Genomic DNA, 21,395 nt, shown 5'->3' with positions numbered 1-21,395 from the left:
GACTAGGACCAGTAGGTATAAGGAAGGTTTTTATCGGATCATGACGAATCATGTTGTTAGATATAGTTTACCAAATTCAACCACGACAAGGAGACAAATTAGCCTTTATGAAGCTCAAATGGAAACCCAAAAAACTGACGCTGGTGATCATACCAGATGCCAATCAATCGGTCGTCAGGTTTCGAGTACCCCATTTATTCGCTTATATCGCAGGGGCCAGCTTCTCACTGCTGCTCCTTATAACCCTCATTACGTATGCCCTGCACGCGCAAACCACGAAAAAGGCCAATGCGCTGCAAGCTAAACTTAGCGGAGCGAACCAGCAATGGAACGCCACCTTAACCTCGAAAGACAAAGCAATTGAAGAGCTGCAAAATGAAGTCATTCAACTGTCTCAGCAAGCGGAGCAGATGAAATCGCAAGTCGAAGAAATGAAGAAATTCGAGAATGATCTCAAGTCCATTGCTGGACTAGATGCCAACGAAACCGGCAAAGCGGTTGCCAGCACAACAGCAAATAACGAAAACAAACCTACGGAGGAACAGACTCCCCCTGCTGCCATCAGCGGGATAGGCGGAAGTCCTAATCCAGCTTCTCAGGAAGCTATCATGCAGCTTGGCGAGCAGACATCTGCCTCTTTTACAGCGCTAAACAGTGAAGTGAAAGGGCTGCAAACCAGTTTAACCGAAACGAAACAAAAGGTGGCCGATAAACAGCACCTGCTTGCCATTACGCCAACGTTGTACCCGACCAATATCAAGATCGTCACCTCGACGTTCGGCTATAGAACCGACCCCTTTACGCAGCGCCCGAGCTTCCACTCCGGCATTGATTTCGGAGCCAGGGAGAATGATGCCGTCTACGCCACCGCTGATGGAAAAGTCGTCAGTACCGGAAAGGATATTTATCACGGCAATAACATCGTCATTGAGCATTCCAAGGGCCTACGCACTTGGTACATGCATTTAAATAAAATTCTTGTCAATAATGGAGACAACGTAGTCAAAGGTAGTACTATAGGCCTAGTTGGCTCCACGGGACGCAGCACTGGCCCCCATCTTCATTATGAAGTGCTCAAAAATGGGGAAAGCATTGATCCTAAACCATATCTCAAAGCGAATCGAAAGGATGACTAGACATCATGTTTAAATCCAAGAAAAATCTTATCAATCCAAATATGACAGATACGTTGATTGGAGAAGGGACCACCTTTGAAGGACGCATTAAATCCGAAGCCAGTATTCGTATTGAAGGCGGCATCACAGGGGATATCGAATGTGCTGGGGATGTTATCATCGGGGAGCGCGGGGTAGTGAAGTCCAACGTTTCAGCCAGAGATGTGATTCTTGCAGGGAATGTCCATGGCAACATTATCACCAAAGGCAAACTGACCATAACGTCAACGGGTTCGCTGCAAGGCAATATCAGCGCAGCTTCCTTCATTATTGAAGAAGGCGGACAATTCCAGGGAAACAGCAAAATGGAGACAGCAGTACCTACAGCAACACCTCAGCCAAAAAACGAGCTGGACAGCAGCAATCCGCCTGCATCCGCTACGAATGGCGCTTATAAAGGAAATACCATTGCTATGTAAGGAAAGGCATTATTGATGCTATCCTAGGAGTTGCGATAAGAGCGTGGTATAATGGTTGGAAATTCATTTCTAACTGATGCAGGAGACAAGGCCTATGAAAGAACAATCGATACTTTTTGATCTTGATGATACATTAGTGCATTGCAATAAATATTTTGATGTGGTGATTGACCAATTCGTTGATCTCATGCTCACATGGTTTTCTGGACACGGGCTTGTTGCGCATGATATTAAACAAAAACAGCTCCAAATTGATCTCGCCGGCATTCATATCCATGGCTTTATGCCCGATCGTTTTCCCAAATCCTTTGTTGAAACGTATCAATGGTTTAGCGGGCATTTCAACCGGAAAATGAGTGTCAAAGAAGAATCATGGCTGATGCAATTAGGCCATACCGTTTATGAATACACGGTCGAACCTTATCCACTCATGAACGAAACGCTCGATCAGCTGCAGCAAGCTGGGCATCGTCTCTTCCTGTACACAGGCGGCGATGCATCGATTCAAATGAAGAAGGTCAAGGACCTGAGCCTGGACACCTACTTTGATGACCGAATCTTTGTCACGGTGCATAAGACCAAGGAATTCATGGAAACGATCATGCATGAGCAAGGTTTTGATCGCAAACATACGTGGATGATCGGAAACTCCGTCAAAACGGATGTGCTGCCTGCCCTCCATGCGGGCATCCACTCCATCCACATTCCTGTCGCGCAGGACTGGGCCTACAACACAGGAACGATCGATATCGCACCTCAAGGTGCGTTCTATCAGCTTGGTTCCTTGCAGGAAGTTCCCACAACCATTCAATCGTATATCATGAAATAAGTAATGCGCTAATGCAAAAAGACGATTCCACAGGTTGCAATTAACCTTAGGAATCGTCTTTTTCTGTCTGTGAGGAGGCTTACGCCGCCACATCGCGTCTGCGGAATATTTCCCAGGAAAGCAGGTTGAACAGCAGGAAGTAGACAACCAGAACAACAATGGAAAATCCAAGTGACATTCCTTCCGCAAGCGGTTGCCCGTCCAAATAAGGCGTAAGATCCGTATTAGCAAATAAGAAGTATTTGCCCCAACTGTATCTCAAGAGCAACATGGCAATAACCTGCCCTGCGAACATGATAAATATGCTGAGACCGATCGCCAACGAGGAACTGCGGAATACGGTCGAGATCATAAACGCAAGCGTCACAATCATCACGAGCTCAATCAGTTTCATCCCATAGGTTGCGAGCGTGAACAGCAGCATACTCCCTTCATGCACTTGCCCCTTTGCATCTACCGTCAGGTGAGGAATCCCAATACTCTGGAAGCCATACAGGAACCCATTCACGATAAGAGCCGTGATAAACATGAGAATTAATAGGGTCGCAGCAAACAGGAGCGTTGTTATATATTTGGACAAAAGAATTTTGGCCCGACTGGCTGGACGAATAAGCAGCAGCTTAATCGTTCCCCAGGTGAATTCACCAGCCACCATATCCCCGGCAATGATGACGGTAAACAGCGTCACTAATATAATCATTCCTGAGGCCCGAAGCGCTCCACCCCAGAGCGTATTATCCTCTGGAGGAATATTATGGTCCAGCATATATTGCTGAAGCACGATTTCTTCCTGTGCCTGTTTTTTATATTTTTCCGGAAGTTCGTTCTGTTCCAATTCTATCTTATTATGCTCAATGTTCTCAGTAGCCCTAACCTTCCATTGATCGTTCCCCGCATCAGCACCCGGATGAGAAAGCAGAGCAGCTAAGACGACAATAACGATCAACAGCAGGCCCAGTATCCACGTGCGCAACCTGCGATAAATTTTCATCTGTTCATTTTGGATTAAATTAAGCAATCGGATCACTCCCCGTCATTTCTAAGAATTGATCCTCCAGCGACTTCGTTGCCGTACGGATTCCGTAAACCGCAATTCCTGCCTCTACAAACCGTTTATTCCATAGGGCAGTTTCTTCCTTATCGAGCATCAAGATCAGATCATCGCCCTCCATCTCAGCCTTAACAGAATGTGCAGCAGCCAAAGCTAATGCCTTATCCGGCGATGACACTTCAAAAGCAACATGAAGCTTGCCGTCCGCTCGGGCATATTCCTTAATCAGCCTGACATCCACCAGTTTGCCGTTCTGAATAATGGCAACCCGGTCGCACATTAGCTCCATCTCCGTCAGTAGATGGCTGGACACAATGACCGATATGCCATCCTCGCGCGTCAGCTTGCGCAAATGATCGCGCAGCTCGCGAATACCGGCTGGATCTAGGCCGTTCGTAGGCTCATCCAGGATCAGCACATCCGGCTTATGCAGCAAGGCTTGCGCAATACCGAGCCTTTGGCGCATTCCCAAAGAGTACGTTTTCACCTTATCGTGAATCCGGTTTTCCATGCCTACAAGATCAATGACCTCTTGAATGCGCTCCTCTCCTATGCCCGGGAACATTCTGGCGTAATGGACCAAATTGTGATACCCGCTCAGAAACTTATACATTTCCGGATTTTCAACAATAGCGCCAACATGGCGAATCGCTTGTTCAAAATGAGTCCGAATCGAATAACCGCCAATCCGGATATCCCCTTCCGTAATCGACATGAGTCCGACCATCATGCGGATCGTTGTTGTTTTACCAGCCCCGTTGGGTCCTAGGAATCCAAAAACTTCCCCCCGCGGGACGTCGAACGTTAATTGATCAATAATCGTCTTAGCGCCGATTCGTTTGGTAATCCGCTCGATTTGTACAATCGGCGATTGGTCTTGCGCTTCTGCTGCCATCTTATATCGCTCCTTACCGCTATAGTCATAAGTCATACACGATTGCTGCTGACAATATGACTGCGCTCACTATGGATTTTCCCAACAATTATGTACAATGATCTTATACGATTTAACCTAAAAGGAGTTCCTCTATGATTCAAAGAAGACCGTGGCATGGCGTGGAGTGGTCCTTATTTATCGTTTTGACCGGCTCTGTACTGCTAGGCCTGCTTTACGCGCTGCTCCATATGAACGAGAATGAGCACGGTAATATCTTTTTAACCATATTCGCCCTGCTTCTATCTTACAGTGTTCCTTTTTTATTTTGGAGACCTACCTACATTAACACAACCATGTACCCAATTTCCGTATTGCTCACAGGTATTCCTCTACAAATCTATCTATCATGGATGCAAGAAGATGCCTACCTTACTATTAATTGCCCATTAATGGTCATTGGATTCCTCACGGATCGAAAAAATGCTTGGTGGGCTGCTCCAATCTCACTCGTCGCGATGCCTGTTGCCTATTATTTGATCCTTCACCGAGATATGGGTATGGGTGTTAGTGAGCTGTTTAGCATCATACTTAATGCTGTGCTGTTTTTCGCGATCGGCCTTAGCTTGCAGAGAGTTGTAACCTCTAATGAGAAGACGGAAAAGCTTTTAGCAGAAAATCAACGACAATATTATTTAATCCATGAGCAAAATAATGCTCTAGAGCAGTACGCCAACCAAATCGAGCAGTTGACTCTGCTGGAGGAACGTAATCGGATGGCTCGCGAGCTGCACGATACCGTCGGACATACCTTTACTTCCGTCATCATGGGCATGGACGCAGTTTCCTATTTAATTGAAGCTGCGCCTGACAAAGCCAAAGAGAAACTAGACGTCCTGCGGGGTGTCACCCGCAACGGTTTGGAAGAAGTTCGGCGCAGCATTCATCAAATGGTGCCCAAAGAAGGCGACATGCTGCTCTCGCAACAACTAACAAGGCTGGCTAATGAGTTTGCTCTCCACACCGGCACCCAGATCCGGTTTACGACCATGGGAGAGGAATTTGATATTCCTAAGCAAACCAAGCTCTCGCTCATTCGCTGTTTGCAAGAGTCCTTAACGAACGCCAAACGGCATGGCCGCGCCACCACTGTCGAAATCAAACTCAATTATGTGGAGGAGGGTGTCGGCATTCGCATCGAAGATGATGGCGTCGGCACAGAACAACTCAAAGCCCTGATGTCGTCCTGATGGATATTCATATGCCTGTTATGGATGGGGTCGAAGCGACCCGTAAGATTAAGGAGACGTGGCCGCAAATCCGCGTCATTATCCTGACTACCTTCCAGGAGATCACCTATGTTGTTGACGCCTTGGGAGCGGGAGCTGAAGGCTATCTGCTAAAGGCCATACATCCGAAGGATTTGGCTGCTGGCCTCAAATGGGTGCATCAAGGCGGCACCCTTATCCCGCAGGATATCGCGAGAATGCTCGTCCAGCAAGCCAGAGGCGCCGCTGAACCAAACGCTCGCGATGCTGAGCTTTCAAGATCGGCTAGCGGGGAGCCGGCTCGCACTGATGCTTACGGACTGAGCGAGCGCGAAGTGCAGGTGCTGCACTGCATCGCTGACGGGCTGAATAACCGGGAGATCGCCGAGAAGCTTTTCCTGTCCGAAGGCACAGTGAAAAATTACATTTCCAGCATCTACTCCAAGATGGACGTTCGCGACCGTGTGCAGGCTTCTAAGAAGGCGCATGATGAAGGTATGCTTTAGGGTTAAGCAGCCGTTCGTAGTGGTAAAACAAACAACAGCGATACAAGAATTAACCTTGTATCGCTGTTGTTTGCTTGGAGCGGGCAAGTGCGATTCACATTAGACTCACACCGATCCACATGCGATTCACACGCGACTCATACCAATCCACATACGATTGACACGCGACGCACACCGACCCACATGCGATTGACACGCGACCCACACCGATCCACACGCTATGGGAACTAGAGGTCGCTATTTAGGATAAATCGGCTATTTCTGCCATTATGCGGAACTACAAGCCTTTATTTGGCCTCCAGCAGCTGTTTTTAAGCCTTTACCCGCGAAATAGCGGAACGTAGTTCCCACTCGTCATCGATATAGCTGCCTTTCGGATAAATAGTGGAACGTAGTTCCGCTATTTATAACTGCATAGCTCCTAACTACTCAAAAAGTCTTTCCAGAAAGCCCTTTTTTCTCTTGCGGATTTTCCGGTAGCTTTTCACTCGGGAATAAGTAGGCTGCTCCACCTGTGCCTGCCCTTCCGGAATTAGCGTTAACGCTGTTGACGGCGTTTCTTCGATGAGCTGCAGCTCGATCCGTTCCTCGTCCACCGAAGAGTCTTGTCTTCCAACAACTCGATCAATGATCTGCTCATAGAGCTTATGCTCCATCTGATGATTCATTTGCCGAAGCAGCTGTTCCTGCTGCTTGTTATGGAGCTCAAGGTGCTCATGAAGCTGAGATTGAAGATCGGCTACTTGGCTCACGAATTGTTCACCTTTTGATTCGCTCTATTTTATTCAACCTATGAAATTAACTGAAGGGGCAGTTTCCTATGCAAATTGAAGCACCACTCAAAAAGAAGCCACGCCTGCTGGACCAGTTCCTGCTTCCTTTTATCCAATCACGCTCCTTCCCTTATTTATGGCTAAGTCAGCTCATTTCTATGCTTGGAGGCTCCGTTACAACCGTTATTTTACCAATGGTCGTTTATTCACTCACGGGGTCAACGACTATGATGGGCTTAGTCATGACTGCCTATATGCTGCCCTACGTCCTCATGCTCCCCCTCTCGGGATGGATTGTCGACCGTTATGATCGCGTGAGAATTATGATGCTTTCCGATATCGTCCGCTTCATCGTTATGTTGGCTATTGCCGTGCTTATTTACTCAGACGCCTTATCCGTCCGCATACTTTTCGGCTTGGTAGGCCTATATGGGCTTATGGAAGGGCTTTTTCACCCTGCTTATTCCGCTGTGCGCGCAACCGTGTTCACACCGGACATTCGCAATGCCGCCAATGCGCTGACACAAGTAAGCAATCAAGGGGTCAGGATCATCGGACCGATCCTAGGTGGGCTCATCATTTCCTCCATGTCCGCCAGTTATGGGTTCGGCTTGGATGCGTTAACCTATCTACTCTCCTATCTGTGCCTACTGTTGTTAGTAAAAAAATCACTAGTTTCGCATCAAAATAAACCAGAAAACCCAGCAAGCAATCAGCCTTTTGCATGGAAGCGTGAATTCCTTGAAGGAATCACGATCCTTCGAGGTCATCCCTGGCTTTGGATTACGATCCTCGCCTTTTGTTTCATTAATATCTGCTACACGGGCATTATTGTCATTCTCGTCCCTTGGCTGTTCAAGGTTCATCTTGGGCTCGATCCGCTCGCGTATGGGATTGGCATCACTTGCTCCGGCGCTGGAGCTATTACAGCAGCACTTCTCTTTGGGTCCAAAAGACAGTGGCATCACCGGGGCATAATCGCCTATGGCGCAGTGATCCTGAGTGGCGCTGCGCTGCTGATGATGACTTTCACAACGTCACCTTTTGTACTCTCGCTGCTCATGGCCGTCGAAGGCTTCGGACTCATGATCTTCGGGCTCATCTGGGAGACCAGCCTTCAGGAGCTAGTGCCCCCCGAGGCTTTCGGGCGGGTGGTCAGTTTGGATTTGTTAGGCTCTTTTGCCTTATTGCCACTGAGCTATTTCCTAGTCGGCTGGATTGCTGATCAAATCGGAGGCGTAATCACCATCACGATATTCGCCTCGATCGGTCTGGCTATTGTTGCCAGTGTGCTTTGTGTACCGGCGATTCGGCGGTTCCAGTGAGAGATTCGGACTCCAAAGCCGTTATTCTAAGTATTCAGCTTCCTATTTGCAGCTAACGGACTGGGAAGACGTTAATTGTGAATTTTATGGCTGTATTAGGTCATTTCAAGACTGTTAACGTCGCCTGAGTCCGTTAAAACTTGTACCCAGCCGAAATGTCGTAAATAAAGTCGGCTCAGTCCGTTAGACACAGCTGGAGGTGCAGGAGATGTTGCAGGGATAGTAGATCTGGCAAGTCCAACTGATCTAGCTCGTCCAAAAGATCTAACACGTCCGATAAATCTAGCAAATTAGCTCTATCAGCCACACATGTGGATAATCTTTCCCTACAAAGCGAGCGTCGCCTTGTCTAATCTGCACATTTTACCCAATAAAAAAGACCTCATGGACAATGTCTACCTGTACCTCTTCCCCCAAATTAAGCTTGTTCGACAAAAAAATCTCATAAACAAGCTTTGTCAGCACTTGCTCCTCTTGCTCAGTCAAACGACTAACAAGCTCCATCTCCACTTGCCGATAGCACTTTTGCAATCCCTATGTTGTACTTTGTGCAACACTCTGACCGCATTTAGCCCTCCACACTCCCCTATATTGTACTTAGTACAACATTATGGGCTCCAAACCGCTGTTTCCGTGTAACTGCGCCAAATTGATTGCACTTTGTGCAACGAGGGCTGGAATTGCAAGCAATAGACCGCTCTACGTTGCACAAAGTGCAACGAAGCATCCCATGGCACCACGGGGTGACCCGAGGTAGCCCAAAACCCTAAACATATAAATTCTTCAAAAAAGGAAGGCCCCAAACCTAAGGGGCCTTCCTTCATTTTTCTTCCTTAACTTACCACTCTATGGCAAATTCGACGAACCCATCAAATAACGGTCAACTTCACGAGCCACCGCGCGCCCCTCATTAATCGCCCAGACGACAAGACTTTGCCCACGACGCATGTCTCCAGCAGCAAAAACGCCGTCCACGCTCGTCGCAAACTTCCCGTACTCCGCCTTCGCGTTGGAGCGCTCGTCTTTGGCGACGCCAAGCTGATCMAGCACCGTGTTCTCCGGTCCTGTGAAACCCATCGCGATCAGTACCAGCTGAGCTGGATACACTTTCTCGCTGCCGGGCACTTCCACAGGCACGAACGCGCCCTTCTCGTTCTTTTGCCACTCGATCAACACCGTGTGCAGCTCTTTCAAGTTGCCGTGCTCATCCCCCACGAATTTCTTCGTGTTGATTAAGTACTGGCGCGGGTCCTCACCCTGAACCGCAGCAGCCTCTTGTTGGCCGTAGTCTACTTTGAGGACCTTCGGCCACTCCGGCCAAGGATTGTTCGCCGGACGCGTCTCCGGAGACTTCGGCATGATCTCGAACTGCGTCACGCTTTTGCACTTGTGACGCAAAGAGGTGCCCACGCAGTCCGTCCCCGTATCACCACCACCGATGACGATCACGTCTTTGCCTTCGGCGGAGATAAACTCACCGTCCGAATGCCCTGTATCCAGCAAGCTTTTCGTATTCTTGCTGAGGAATTCCATCGCCAGGTGAACACCGCCAAGCTCGCGGCCTTCAATCGGAAGGTCGCGGCCCTTGGTGGCTCCACCGCACAGCACGATGGCATCGAACTCCTCTTGAAGCTTCTCAATCGGATAGTTCACACCGACGTGCGCAGAGGTAATGAACGTGACGCCCTCGGCTTCAAGCAGGTCCACACGGCGCTGGACATACTTTTTGTCCAGCTTCATGTTCGGGATGCCGTACATCAGCAGTCCGCCCACGCGGTCCGCGCGCTCGAACACCGTAACCCAGTGCCCGGCTTTGTTCAGCTGCGCTGCGGCAGCGAGTCCGGAAGGACCCGAGCCTACAACGGCAACCTTCTTGCCTGTACGTACTTCAGGCGGCTCAGGCCTGATCCAGCCTTCCGTAAAGCCTTTATCGATAATGGCTTTCTCAATGCTTTTGATCGTAACCGGCGTATCCTTAAGCCCCACTGTACAGGAGCCCTCACATGGCGCCGGACACACACGACCCGTGAACTCTGGGAAGTTATTCGTCTTATGCAGGCGATCGAGCGCTTCCCGCCATTGCCCACGATACACGAGATCATTCCATTCCGGAATGAGATTGTTAACCGGGCAGCCAGCAGCCATGCCGCTGATCAAAGCTCCAGTGTGGCAAAACGGAATACCGCAATCCATACATCTTGAACCTTGCGTCTGCAATTTATCATCCGTCAGCAGTGTCGCGAACTCTTTCCAATGACCAATTCGGACCAGCGGAGCGGCCTCCGTTGCCACTTCACGGCGATGTTCTATAAAACCGGTTGGTTTACCCATGAACGTTTAGTCCCTCCTAAGAGTTTTGCCTTAACAAAACTTACGTCGTAAGCCTCTGCTCTGATTCGTTAGTTTCCACCGACACGGGAGACATCCCGCATGTTCGCCTCGAAAGCAACCATGATGGCCTCTTGCTGGCCAAGTCCGGATCGTTTCACCTTCTCGATGGCATCAAACATCCGCTTGTAGTCCTTCGGTATCACCTTCACGAACTTCCAAACATATTCGTCCCAGTGCTGTATGACGCGGTGGGCAACGCTGCTATCCGTAAAAGTAGCATGATGCTGAATCATCGTTTTCAGTTCATTCATTTCAAAAACTTCCTCAACCTGCTCAAGATGGATCATCTCTTTGTTGGCCTTGTCGGCAAAGTCGCCTTTCTCGTCGAGCACGTAGGCAATTCCACCTGACATCCCTGCCGCAAAGTTACGGCCCGTCGATCCTAGAACGACAACCCGGCCACCTGTCATATATTCACAGCCATGATCGCCTACACCTTCAACGACTGCTCGCACACCACTGTTTCTTACACAGAAGCGTTCACCCGCAATACCTCGAATGTAGGCATCACCGTCGGTAGCCCCATAGAAAGCGGTATTTCCGATGATCACATTCTCTTCTGGAACAAAAGTGGACTGGGCAGGCGGAAAAATAACAATTTTACCGCCGGATAACCCTTTGCCCACGTAGTCGTTCGCGTCGCCTTCAAGCGAGAGTGTAATCCCCTTCGGTACAAAAGCACCGAAGCTTTGCCCAGCCGAGCCGTTAAAGTGTAAGCGAATGGTATCGTGTGGCAACCCTTCCACACCGTGACGGCGCGTCACTTCACTGCCGACGATCGTGCCAACAACACGATTCGTGTTGGCAATGTCCAAGCTCACGTGCACATGCTCCTTGCGTTCAATCGCAGGTTCACAGACCTCAAGCAGCTTGGTAACATCCAAAGAGCGATCCAAGCCGTGGTCCTGCGCCATTTGGCAGAAACGGCCCACGTCCTCACCGACATCTGGTTGGTGCAGAAGCGGAGATAAATCAACGCCTTTGGCTTTCCAGTGCGCTACAGCTTGCTTGGACTCAAGCACATCAGTGCGGCCGACCATTTCCTCAATGGTGCGGAAACCAAGCTCAGCCATCAGCTCACGCACATCCTGTGCGATGAAGGTCATGAAATTCACAACATGCTGCGGATCGCCGGCAAATTTCTTGCGAAGCTCCGGATTTTGCGTAGCCACGCCAACCGGACAAGTATCCAGATGGCACACGCGCATCATCACGCAGCCGATTGTAATCAGAGGAGTTGTCGCGAAGCCGAACTCCTCAGCACCGAGCAGCGCAGCAACGACAACGTCGCGCCCTGTCATCAGCTTGCCGTCCGTCTCGACGGTGATTCGGCTGCGCAGGTTGTTGAGCACGAGCGTCTGGTGCGTCTCCGCCAGACCTAGCTCCCACGGCAGTCCCGCGTGACGAATACTCGTCTGCGGCGACGCGCCCGTTCCTCCGTCGTAGCCGGAGATGAGGACCACGTCCGCTTTCCCTTTGGCTACGCCGGCAGCGATCGTGCCAACACCAACTTCGGATACCAGCTTAACGCTGATTCGTGCACGCGGGTTGGCATTCTTGAGATCGTGGATCAACTCTGCGAGATCCTCGATCGAATAAATATCGTGATGCGGCGGCGGCGAAATCAAGCCTACGCCTGGCGTAACACCGCGAACCTCAGCCACCCAAGGGTAAACCTTGGTGCCTGGGAGCTGACCACCCTCGCCGGGCTTCGCGCCCTGCGCCATCTTGATCTGGATCTCGTCGGCATTGACGAGATAATGGCTTGTCACGCCGAAGCGGCCCGACGCCACCTGCTTGATTGCGCTGCGGCGCAGGTCGCCGTTCGCATCCGGCGTGAAGCGCTCCGGATGCTCGCCGCCCTCGCCGGTGTTGCTCTTGCCGCCGATGCGGTTCATCGCGATCGCGATCGTCTCATGCGCTTCTTTGGAGATGGAGCCGTAGGACATGGCTCCGGTCTTGAAGCGCTTAAAAATCGTCTCGATCGGTTCCACCTCTTCGATCGGGATCGGCCCGCGGCCTGCCTTGAAGGTTAGCAGCCCGCGAAGTGCCATATATTTCTCATCTTCACGCTTGATGAGTTTCGAGAAGTTCTTGTACTGGGCATAACTGTTCGTGCGAACCGCCGATTGAAGGGCATGTACGGTTTCCGGTGTGTACAGATGGTCTTCCCCATCCCGGCGCCACTGCAAATCGCCCCCAGTATCAAGCACCTTATCGCGTCCCTCTTGCTCAGAGAAAGCACGATTGTGGCGAAGCACCGCTTCTGCAGCCACAACGTCGATACCTATACCGCCAACCGGCGTATAGGTCCATGTGAAATACGCATCGACCAGCTCTTGGCTGAGCCCGATCGCTTCGAAAATTTGCGCCCCACGATAACTTTGAATCGTGGAGATACCCATTTTTGCCAAAACTTTGACGACGCCTTTGGTCACTGCCTTGATGTAGTTATAAGTTGCTTTATCATGATCCATGCCGACAAGCTGATTGCGTCTGATCATGTCATCTAACGTCTCCAATGCCAAATACGGATTAATCGCCCCTGCGCCATAGCCAAGCAACAGCGCAAAATGATGCACTTCACGTGGCTCGCCAGATTCGACAAGCAAGCTAACTTTGGTCCGTGTGCCTTGGCGAATCAAATGATGATGAAGTCCTGACGTCGCAAGCAGCGCCGGAATCGGCGCCTTTTGGCCGTCCACGCCGCGATCTGAAAGAATTAACAGGGAAGCACCGTCCTGGATGGCTCCATCTGCGGCTGTATAAAGAGCTCGCATCGCGTTCTCCAAGCCAGCCGTGCCCTGAGCGGCTTCGAACAGCGTAGGCAGCGTTACCGTCTTAAAGCCGTCACGCTGAATATGACGCAGCTTCGCTAGTTCTTCATTCGAGAGGAACGGCGTTTTCAAACGAATTTGACGGCAGCTCGCCGGCTCAGGGCTTATCAGATTGCGCTCTGGCCCAATGGTGGTGCCTTGCGCTGTGATAATCTCTTCAAAATTCGCATCAATCGGCGGATTCGTGACCTGCGCGAACAATTGCTTAAAGTAGTTGTACAGCAGTTGTGGCCGATCGGACAGCACCGCAAGAGGCACATCCGTGCCCATAGAGCCGATAGGGTCTACACCTGTTTTGGCCATAGGTTCAAGAATTTTGCGAAGTTGCTCAAATGTATATCCAAAAGCTTGCTGACGCTGCAAGACCGTATCATGATCAGAACCAAGCACAATAGGCGCATCGTCCAAATCTTCAAGCGACACAAGATGCTCGTTCAACCAGTCACGATAAGGCTGCTCGCTGGCAATGCCGCTTTTGATCTCCTCGTCGGCTACAATGCGGCCTGCTACGGTATCGACGAGCAGCATGCGTCCTGGTCTGAGGCGATCTTTGTACAAAATTCGTTCAGGCTCAATATCCAAGACACCAACTTCTGAGGCCAAAACGATCAAATCATCTGTAGTGACATAATAACGCGATGGACGCAAACCGTTACGGTCAAGAATAGCGCCGATCTGGCTGCCGTCCGTGAAAGCAATTGCTGCCGGTCCATCCCACGGTTCCATGAGTGTGCTGTGGTATTCGTAGAACGCTTTTTTGGTATCATCCATTGACTCATGCTTGGACCACGGCTCAGGCACCATCATCATCGCTGCATGCGGTAGTGAGCGTCCTGAAAGCATGAGGAATTCAAGTGTATTATCGAACATTTGCGAATCGGAGCCGTCAGTATCAATAATAGGAAGAATGCGTTTGAAGTCCTCGCCAAATAGTTCCGAATCACACATCGCCTGACGCGCATACATCCAGTTCACATTTCCACGCAAAGTGTTGATTTCACCATTATGAATCAGGTAGCGGTAAGGATGCGCACGCTCCCAGCTTGGGAAAGTATTCGTACTGAAACGGGAGTGAACGAGCGCAAGCGCAGACTCTACCTTCTCGTCCTGCAACTCCACGTAGTAAGCGTCGACCTGCTCGGGTGTCAACATTCCTTTGTAAACGATTGTTCTACTAGACAAGCTGGAATAGTAAAATTGCGCATCAGGAAGAGATGATTTGATAGCGTTCTCAGAAAGTTTACGTATAACATACAGCTTCCGTTCAAATTCGAGATTGCTCACCACACTTGCATTCTCTCCAATAAATACTTGGCGTACGAAAGGTTCTGCCGACTGTGCGGATTCTCCAAGTGAGCTGTTATCCGTAGGAACAGTTCGCCAACCTAAGAATTGCTGACCTTCCTCGCTAACAATGCGCTCAATGATTTTCTCGCATGCTTGGCGTGCCTCCAGATCTTGAGGCAAATAGACCATACCTACACCATAGTGACCTGCTGCAGGAAGCTTGATGTTCTCCTCCGCACAAGCAATTTGGAGATACGCATCCGGAATTTGCATCAAAATTCCCGCTCCGTCGCCTGTGTTCTGCTCACTGCCTTGACCACCGCGATGATCTAAATTGCAAAGTACACGAAGCGCTTGCTTGACGATTTCATGCGATTTCACACCTTTGATATTGGCTACAAAGCCAATACCACAGGCATCACGCTCGAACTGAGGATCGTACAATCCTTGCTTGGGAGGTAACCCGTTTTTGGTCATGTTGTGCAACCTTTCTTTTCTGGTTTTTGGACTCACTTTGTCCAATGTACGCTTTAAAGTATGAAATTGTCGAAACATGGTGACGCCTATTCCATCCAAATATATTGAATAGTTCAAATTGATGAAATAGTCTCAATATTTTTTATATTATATTAACACCAGAAATAGTATAGTTCAATCTAAATGTAAAGGTTTTCATTTTAATATTTTTATAAGATAGTCCTAAAAAAAGGAAGTGACGGCTGAGGATGACCTTCTGTCCCCTTTTTCATTGGATCTGCAGCTTGTCGTGCATGTTTTACGCTCCCATTTCATACGCTCATGATAGCAAACTTTCTATGTTTCATGCTATGATAGCTAATGCGCTGAAATGAAATATACATCCAGATTCCACAGCCTAGGAGGAACGCTGCTTTGAGTCTACAGCATACTTTTTCGACTGGGATGATTTGGGAGCCCCTTTATAAGTGGCACATACCAGCCCATCCGGTTGAAGTCCAGCTTTTCCGATCGCAGCCGGTACGCCGTTTGAAGTTTTTGCATCACTTCGGAGCTTCCGCGCTTTTTTCACCAATGACCCATTCTCGGTTCGAGCACACAGTTGGTGTATGGTCCTTGATGGCCCATTTTTGCCCGGACGAGCCTTTGCTTCGCATTGCTGCACTTTTGCATGACATCGGCCATTTGCCCTTTTCGCATGCGGTGGAACGAACACTCGGTTATGACCACCATCAACATACAGAGCGATTGATCCTGAACGGGACGGTTGCTGACATCCTGACTGAGCACGGTATCTCACCAGCTGCGATCGTGTCCATTTTGAATCAGGATAGCCCTTTAACGAACAAAACTTCCTTGATGGGTCTTGATCATCTGGACAGTTTTCTGCGGGATACTTACTATGCAGGGCAGCAGCTTATGCCGCCTGCCGATCTCGTCAGAAAGCTTCGCCTTCGCGGGAATTATATAGAAACAGATGAAGAAACGGCCGCCGCCCTTATTCATGCAGTCGTGGAAGACCACCGTATTTTCCTTAGCCCACCCTTCCTTGCGTATTGAAGTCAATATTCGTAAAATATATAAGAAACAGCCGCTGATCGGCGACAAACCTGCTTCGGAAACAAGCTTCCAAGCTGCCGTGAAATTAGAAGAGCTTCAATCTCTGTCAGCAACTTATTTTTTCAACCTATAGTCATACATCCAATCGATCCTAGATCTTCAGAGGGGACTGGCCCAGCTTGGCAAAATTATATTTCCGTTATGGTACGATGAACAGCGGTAAATCCATTGAAGTACTGCGCGTAGCGCATAATTATGAAGAACAAGGTAAAAAAGTTCTCCTTTTAACCTCCGTCGTTGATGACCGTTTTGGCGTTGGCAAGGTTGTATCCCGAATTGGTATGCAAAAAAATGCCATTGTTGTAGACGATACTTTGGATATGATTGAACTGGCGCAAGTAGAATCTCCCAACTGCATTCTTGTGGATGAGGCGCAATTCTTGAACAAAAAACAGGTCGCGCAGCTGATCACAATTGTTGATGATCTGAACATCCCCGTTATCGCGTATGGCTTGCGGGCGGATTTCATGGGGCAGCTCTTTGAAGGAAGCACTGCACTAATTGCAGCAGCGGACACGATTGAGGAAATTAAAACAGTCTGCTGGTACTGCGACAAGAAAGCGATTATGAATATGCGCTGCAAGGACGGAGAGCCTATTTTCCATGGCGAGCAGATTCAAATTGGCGGCAATGAGAGTTACGTCCCTGTCTGCCGCAAATGCTACGCATCGAAGCTGAAAGCATCGCTGAACGGTTAACTTGCAGGGATTTAGCCGAAAATTACGTCTAATCTACGAATAAGATTGATATATGTTTGTTAAAGAAAGGTGAGTTCCTTGCGAAAAAAACGGATTCTGCTCTTATCTGAGGGCTTCGGGAAAGGTCATACACAAGCTGCACACGCACTTTCCGTTGAGCTGAGACAAAACTCTACGGAAATTATTACGCGTGTTATTGAGCTCGGCGCATTTTTGCACCCTACCCTTGCACCTTGGATCTTCTCGGCATACCGCCGCACGGTTACTTCACAACCCAAACTCTATGGTATGCTTTACCGCAATCAATATGAAAAGTCGCTGGGCCGCTTTGCAGGACTCTTCCTGCATCGGATGTTTTATTCTCAAACCAAAGCGATCATCAAGCAGCTCAAACCAGATATTATCGTGTGTACGCACCCCTTTCCGAGCATCATCGTTTCTCGTTTGAAACGTGCCGGACTTACCGTGCCTCTATTCACAGTCATTACCGATTACGATGTACATGGCACTTGGATTGACTCTGCTGTAGACAAGTACCTAGTGTCGACGCCGAAAGTGCAGGATCGTCTTATCGCCCGCGGCGTACCGGAGACGAACATTGAAGTCACAGGTATTCCCGTGCATCCTGACTTCCATCTCGAGCATAGCAAAGTGCAGACCCGCAAGCAGTTCGGGCTTAACGCTATGCCTACAGTGATGGTGATGGGCGGCGGTTGGGGTGTTTTTAAAAAGGAAGAAAAAAAAGAGTTGCTAACGTATTTGGCTAGTTGGAGCAAGGATATACAACTTCTCATCTGTCTCGGGACGAACGAGAAAGCGCGCCAGCAGCTCCTAGAAGAAGAGATTTTCCGGCAGCCGAATATCCATCTGATTGGGTACACCAATGAGATTAATAAGCTGATGGACATTTCGGATTTATTGATCACCAAACCTGGTGGGATGACCTGCACAGAGGCCATGGCCAAAGGCATTCCGATGCTGTTCTACAGCGCCATTCCAGGGCAGGAAGAAATGAATTGCCAGTATTTCCAGGATCAAGGTTACGGTCAAATGATTACATCGCTCGAAATGGTCGATCACTGGTTCAAGCTGCTGCTGGAACAGTATCCCGAGCTCTCGAAACGCCGCGTCACGATCCGCGAGCATCAGAAATTCGGTGCCCAAGATTGCTCTAGAGCGATCATTCAGTATTTAAAGTTATCCGACCAACGCCCTTATCATCAGGCATCAACAACAACACCGCTCATACAATGGTATTAACCATGTATAGGGCGGTGATTTTTTTTGGACCCCTTGAAACGTTTCGGCAAGCAGACTATCTTTGTTTATTTGCTCGCATGGTTCATCGGCAGTCTCTGGATGATGGCCGTGCTTGGCAGTGGGTCCATTCAGGGGAAGCTGTTAGGCATTGACTTAAGCCAGTATCATGAATATGCGTGCTTTGGCTTTGCTGGTGCTTTGGGTGGAGCGTTATATGGCCTGAGGATGTTCCACGAGCATTATCATGACCTGACTCCGCAGTGGATGTATTGGTATTTCATGCGGCCTATCCTCTGTTTCGGTTCCGCTATCATCACCATCGTCTTGTTCGAGAGCGGCATTATGCTGCTGCAAGTTGACGATTCCATGTCAGCACGCATCTCTATCGCTTTTTTGACCGGGTACGGATATGGTAAATTTATGGAAAAAATCAAGGCGCTCACGACTACTTTTTTCAATGGAAATGGAAATACAAACGGGAATGGCAGTGGAAACGGGAGCGAACCACCGAAATCTTGAATTCCTTTGAGGATAATTGGAAACGCTACTTGTATCAAATAGGCGAAGGAGACATCATGAGAATCATTGCAGCTTTGTGTATTTGCTTGTTGTTGATGCAGCCAGTAGCAGCCAGTGCCGCTCCTAAAAAAGACCGTACCTACTATGAAACACGCGGGGAAATTGTCTGGGAAGTGAATACCGATGAGAAGGTGATCGCCCTTACTTTCGATGATGGCCCGCATCCTAAGTATACGGCTCAAGTTCTAGATCTGCTTAGGCAGTATGACGCGAAAGCGACTTTTTTCGTTGTCGGCAACAAAATTCAGCTCTACCCCGATGTTCTGGAACAAACAGCTCGAGAAGGTCATGAGATTGCTAATCATACATATAGCCATGCCTACATCGGGCGAAATACCAACATCAAGAAAGAGCTGAACACGACGGAAGATTTGATTGTTGCGAAAACTGGACTGCGGTCACAATTGTTTCGGCCGCCTGGGGGCTTCTATAATGAGCGTCTTGTGTCTGTCGTTAAGGATGAAGGCTACAAAATGATCATGTGGAGCTGGCAGCTGGATACGAAGGATTGGGATACTCCGGGGGTCAATCGCATTGTGAACACGGTGCTGAAAAATGCGAAAAATGGGAACATTGTTCTGTTTCATGACTACATTGAAGGCCCAACGCAAACCATTGCAGCCTTGAAGATTATTTTGCCGGAATTAAAAAACAGGGGATACAAGTTAATCACCGTATCAGAGCTTCTGGGCTATAACAAGGCCATTCCTGCAAAAATTCATTAAGGCAGCACACGCTTGGCCTTAACAAAGCGATCTTTCCAGACGGAATCCAACTCCGAGACGGTTACGCCGATGCCTGGGCGAAAAGTATGCAGGATAAGTCCGTTACCTATATAGACCGCCACATGGCCGATCTGCTCGCTGCCTTCTTTGTTTTTTCGCTTGGGCGTTGTGAAAAATACGAGATCGCCCTCGTGCAGTTCAACGATGGACACCTCTGTTCCTCGTTCACTTTGCTGCCCTGCATCACGTGGCAAGCTTACCTCTTGGGTCGCAAATAGGTACTCGAGAAAGGAGGAACAGTCGAACGAGTCGGTTTGACCTTCCTTCGCTCCGAAAGCATAAGGAGTACCCAGGAAGCTCATTCCTTTGACTATGAGATGGTCGGCTTTACGTTTCCATAGTTCGTCCTTGCTATCGGAAGCCGCTATTTGTTCGTATTGTTCTTTGATTTTCACGATCTCGGCGGAAGCGAGATTCACTTTCTTTACACCCGGAACGGGGTCATCTAGCTCGCGAATTTGTTCTGTCATCGGCTTACTCATAGAAGGTGTCGCAGTCGCAGCAATAACCGCAGACGGTGTAGGGCTTGCCTGCGGAACAACGTTCCCTTGCACGGCTATCGTTGCAACTGGAGCCGCTGTGGGACTTTCCATTTCACTAGGTTGGAGAGCAGGTGGAGAAATTGAAGTGCTTGGAACTGCTGCTATTGGCGTCGCTGAAGGCTTCGCAATTGGCTTAGCTGTCCGCGCCGGAGATGACGTGGAAGTAACTGCCTCCACCGTACTTTTTGGTATAGGCGTCGCCAAGGGTGTTGGTTCTGGAGTCGCCATTTCGGCAGGTTGAGTCGGTTCCGTTGATTGCGGTTTATGATCATTCGTATTCGTATATGCCGAGTTCAGCGCCATGTTCTCTGGATTTTGCACGGTAAAACCAATGAGCACGGCAAGTGCGATGACTAGCGTAGATATCGTATATTTAGGGGCAAGCATGTCTGACCTCCTGTGTATGTGCAGAGATAGCAAGTCTACACATACCATTCTCACTCCACTCCCGAGGTCAGGGGGTCGTGACAATTGGAATTTCATGGATGTGAGAAAAAGCCTTACCGTTAGCAGTCCGCTTCCGGTAAGGCTTTTTGTTATTTCGGTGCATCGAAGGTATGCGCCTTCGTCCAGTTCACACCACCTGTGCCGGTGGTGTACATCACGCTAGGCTGCTCATTGTCATTCGTGATCAGCCAGCCTTGATTCGCATCTGCCATGCCCAGCAGAAGCTCGCCATAGCCAGTGAACGTCTCTTTGCCGTTCACCCAGGTTTGACCGCCGTCCTTCGTCCATCCGACGGAGTTCGGCTTGTCGCAGCTCGGGCACTGGCCGCCCATGAAGGCTACGTCGGGACTTACGACGTAGAGCGGCCCGGGCTTCGAGCCCGTGTTCTTCGGCCCTGCGGTATCACCTGCAGCGATACCAGGGGCCGGCCCGCCTCCAGCGGTGCTGTTGGCAATCACCGTCAGCCAGGTCTTCCCGCCATCCTTCGTGTGGAACAAGGAATACGAAGTTTGGGTCATCCCTGACTCCCCGATTAGCTCAATCCAAGCATCGTTCGCTCCAGCGGAACGAATTACGGAGCCTGTGAGATTAGCGGCATTATTGCGGGACATCACACTCTTCCAAGTTTTGCCTCCATCCTGTGTTCTCACAACTTCCACGGTGCCTTGCCCTTGCTTGACAGCCCATCCGTTGCTGGCATCATGGAAATAGGAGTCTCCCGTAATACCGTCAGGTACAGGCATATTCGTCCAT

At 49.4% G+C, this 21,395-nt stretch carries 18 protein-coding genes; 11 read left to right on the top strand and 7 right to left on the bottom strand.

From position 1 onward, the window contains the following. Positions 1–107: 107 nt before the first annotated feature. The 3 genes from AC1DUA_RS10540 to AC1DUA_RS10530 all read left to right on the top strand — a co-directional run bounded on the left by AC1DUA_RS10540 (position 108) and on the right by AC1DUA_RS10530 (position 2,423). Entirely contained in the window at positions 108–1,136 is a 1,029-nt protein-coding gene (locus AC1DUA_RS10540) for a M23 family metallopeptidase (RefSeq protein ID WP_477499694.1), read from the top strand. 5 nt (positions 1,137–1,141) lie between these two features. Beyond that, a complete protein-coding gene (locus AC1DUA_RS10535) occupies positions 1,142–1,594 on the top strand; it encodes a bactofilin family protein (protein WP_477499693.1) in 453 nt (150 codons plus the stop codon). A 94-nt stretch (positions 1,595–1,688) separates the two neighbouring features. Beyond that, the gene (locus tag AC1DUA_RS10530; RefSeq protein ID WP_477499692.1) at positions 1,689–2,423 is read left to right on the top strand and encodes an HAD family hydrolase; all 735 of its coding nucleotides are present in this window, start codon (positions 1,689–1,691) and stop codon (positions 2,421–2,423) included. A 79-nt stretch (positions 2,424–2,502) separates the two neighbouring features. Here the strand turns inward: AC1DUA_RS10530 and AC1DUA_RS10525 are convergent, their stop codons facing one another. Further along, the gene (locus tag AC1DUA_RS10525; RefSeq protein WP_477499691.1) at positions 2,503–3,450 is read right to left on the bottom strand and encodes an ABC transporter permease; all 948 of its coding nucleotides are present in this window, start codon (positions 3,448–3,450) and stop codon (positions 2,503–2,505) included. Then, the gene (locus AC1DUA_RS10520; RefSeq protein ID WP_477499690.1) at positions 3,434–4,405 is read right to left on the bottom strand and encodes an ABC transporter ATP-binding protein; all 972 of its coding nucleotides are present in this window, start codon (positions 4,403–4,405) and stop codon (positions 3,434–3,436) included. Before AC1DUA_RS10520 ends, AC1DUA_RS10525 begins: the two co-directional genes overlap by 17 nt. A gap of 98 nt (positions 4,406–4,503) precedes the next feature. Between AC1DUA_RS10520 and AC1DUA_RS10515 the strand changes: the two genes are divergently transcribed. Further along, entirely contained in the window at positions 4,504–5,598 is a 1,095-nt protein-coding gene (locus AC1DUA_RS10515) for a sensor histidine kinase (protein ID WP_477499689.1), read from the top strand. Next, on the top strand, positions 5,598–6,122 hold the full coding sequence (locus AC1DUA_RS10510) for a LuxR C-terminal-related transcriptional regulator (protein ID WP_477499688.1): 525 nt from the start codon (positions 5,598–5,600) through the stop codon (positions 6,120–6,122). The genes AC1DUA_RS10515 and AC1DUA_RS10510 overlap by 1 nt, the downstream gene beginning before the upstream one ends. Before the next feature lie 425 nt (positions 6,123–6,547). Here AC1DUA_RS10510 and AC1DUA_RS10505 read toward each other — a convergent pair whose 3' ends face one another. Continuing rightward, positions 6,548–6,874, bottom strand: a complete 327-nt coding sequence (locus AC1DUA_RS10505; protein WP_477499687.1) for a hypothetical protein — start codon at positions 6,872–6,874, stop codon at positions 6,548–6,550. A gap of 68 nt (positions 6,875–6,942) precedes the next feature. Here AC1DUA_RS10505 and AC1DUA_RS10500 point away from each other — a divergent pair, with 68 nt between their 5' ends. Further along, entirely contained in the window at positions 6,943–8,220 is a 1,278-nt protein-coding gene (locus AC1DUA_RS10500) for an MFS transporter (RefSeq protein ID WP_477499686.1), read from the top strand. A gap of 846 nt (positions 8,221–9,066) precedes the next feature. On the opposite strand, the gene AC1DUA_RS10495 is transcribed toward AC1DUA_RS10500, so the two are convergent. Both AC1DUA_RS10495 and gltB read right to left on the bottom strand, forming a co-directional pair. Further along, positions 9,067–10,551, bottom strand: a complete 1,485-nt coding sequence (locus AC1DUA_RS10495) for a glutamate synthase subunit beta (protein ID WP_477499685.1) — start codon at positions 10,549–10,551, stop codon at positions 9,067–9,069. A 68-nt stretch (positions 10,552–10,619) separates the two neighbouring features. Further along, a complete protein-coding gene (gltB, locus tag AC1DUA_RS10490; RefSeq protein WP_477499684.1) occupies positions 10,620–15,212 on the bottom strand; it encodes a glutamate synthase large subunit in 4,593 nt (1,530 codons plus the stop codon). A gap of 414 nt (positions 15,213–15,626) precedes the next feature. On the opposite strand from gltB, the gene AC1DUA_RS10485 reads away from it, so the two are divergent. The 5 genes from AC1DUA_RS10485 to AC1DUA_RS10465 all read left to right on the top strand — a co-directional run bounded on the left by AC1DUA_RS10485 (position 15,627) and on the right by AC1DUA_RS10465 (position 19,593). Next, on the top strand, positions 15,627–16,271 hold the full coding sequence (locus AC1DUA_RS10485) for an HD domain-containing protein (RefSeq protein ID WP_477499683.1): 645 nt from the start codon (positions 15,627–15,629) through the stop codon (positions 16,269–16,271). 179 nt (positions 16,272–16,450) lie between these two features. Continuing rightward, the gene (locus AC1DUA_RS10480) at positions 16,451–17,029 is read left to right on the top strand and encodes a thymidine kinase (RefSeq protein WP_477499682.1); all 579 of its coding nucleotides are present in this window, start codon (positions 16,451–16,453) and stop codon (positions 17,027–17,029) included. A 78-nt stretch (positions 17,030–17,107) separates the two neighbouring features. Continuing rightward, complete coding sequence (locus tag AC1DUA_RS10475; RefSeq protein WP_477499681.1) at positions 17,108–18,289, top strand: MGDG synthase family glycosyltransferase; 1,182 nt, start codon at positions 17,108–17,110, stop codon at positions 18,287–18,289. A 24-nt stretch (positions 18,290–18,313) separates the two neighbouring features. Then, the gene (locus AC1DUA_RS10470) at positions 18,314–18,808 is read left to right on the top strand and encodes a hypothetical protein (protein WP_477499680.1); all 495 of its coding nucleotides are present in this window, start codon (positions 18,314–18,316) and stop codon (positions 18,806–18,808) included. A 56-nt stretch (positions 18,809–18,864) separates the two neighbouring features. Continuing rightward, complete coding sequence (locus AC1DUA_RS10465; protein WP_477499679.1) at positions 18,865–19,593, top strand: polysaccharide deacetylase family protein; 729 nt, start codon at positions 18,865–18,867, stop codon at positions 19,591–19,593. Here AC1DUA_RS10465 and AC1DUA_RS10460 read toward each other — a convergent pair. Both AC1DUA_RS10460 and AC1DUA_RS10455 read right to left on the bottom strand, forming a co-directional pair. Then, positions 19,590–20,582 carry a C40 family peptidase gene (locus tag AC1DUA_RS10460; RefSeq protein WP_477499678.1) on the bottom strand — a complete coding sequence of 331 codons (993 nt, stop codon included), beginning with the start codon at positions 20,580–20,582 and terminating at the stop codon, positions 19,590–19,592. The genes AC1DUA_RS10465 and AC1DUA_RS10460 overlap by 4 nt on opposite strands. 149 nt (positions 20,583–20,731) lie before the next feature. Next, on the bottom strand, positions 20,732–21,395 hold a 664-nt coding region (locus AC1DUA_RS10455), incomplete at its 5' end, for a YCF48-related protein (protein WP_477499677.1).

The sequence above is a fragment of the Paenibacillus sp. 01T422 genome (assembly GCF_056398785.1).
The sequence above is the reverse complement of the archived record's forward strand: the minus strand, read 5'-3'. Positions and strand labels throughout refer to the sequence as shown.

What these genes read in the sequence shown, in the direction of transcription:
- AC1DUA_RS10520 (WP_477499690.1), bottom strand. Translation starts at nt 4,405, where the DNA reads ATGACTTATGACTATAGCGGTAAGGAGCGATATAAGATGGCAGCAGAA.
- AC1DUA_RS10465 (WP_477499679.1), top strand. Translation starts at nt 18,865, where the DNA reads ATGAGAATCATTGCAGCTTTGTGTATTTGCTTGTTGTTGATGCAGCCA.
- AC1DUA_RS10530 (WP_477499692.1), top strand. Translation starts at nt 1,689, where the DNA reads ATGAAAGAACAATCGATACTTTTTGATCTTGATGATACATTAGTGCAT.
- AC1DUA_RS10515 (WP_477499689.1), top strand. Translation starts at nt 4,504, where the DNA reads ATGATTCAAAGAAGACCGTGGCATGGCGTGGAGTGGTCCTTATTTATC.
- AC1DUA_RS10535 (WP_477499693.1), top strand. Translation starts at nt 1,142, where the DNA reads ATGTTTAAATCCAAGAAAAATCTTATCAATCCAAATATGACAGATACG.
- gltB (WP_477499684.1), bottom strand. Translation starts at nt 15,212, where the DNA reads ATGACCAAAAACGGGTTACCTCCCAAGCAAGGATTGTACGATCCTCAG.
- AC1DUA_RS10510 (WP_477499688.1), top strand. Translation starts at nt 5,598, where the DNA reads ATGGATATTCATATGCCTGTTATGGATGGGGTCGAAGCGACCCGTAAG.
- AC1DUA_RS10500 (WP_477499686.1), top strand. Translation starts at nt 6,943, where the DNA reads ATGCAAATTGAAGCACCACTCAAAAAGAAGCCACGCCTGCTGGACCAG.
- AC1DUA_RS10460 (WP_477499678.1), bottom strand. Translation starts at nt 20,582, where the DNA reads ATGCTTGCCCCTAAATATACGATATCTACGCTAGTCATCGCACTTGCC.
- AC1DUA_RS10540 (WP_477499694.1), top strand. Translation starts at nt 108, where the DNA reads ATGAAGCTCAAATGGAAACCCAAAAAACTGACGCTGGTGATCATACCA.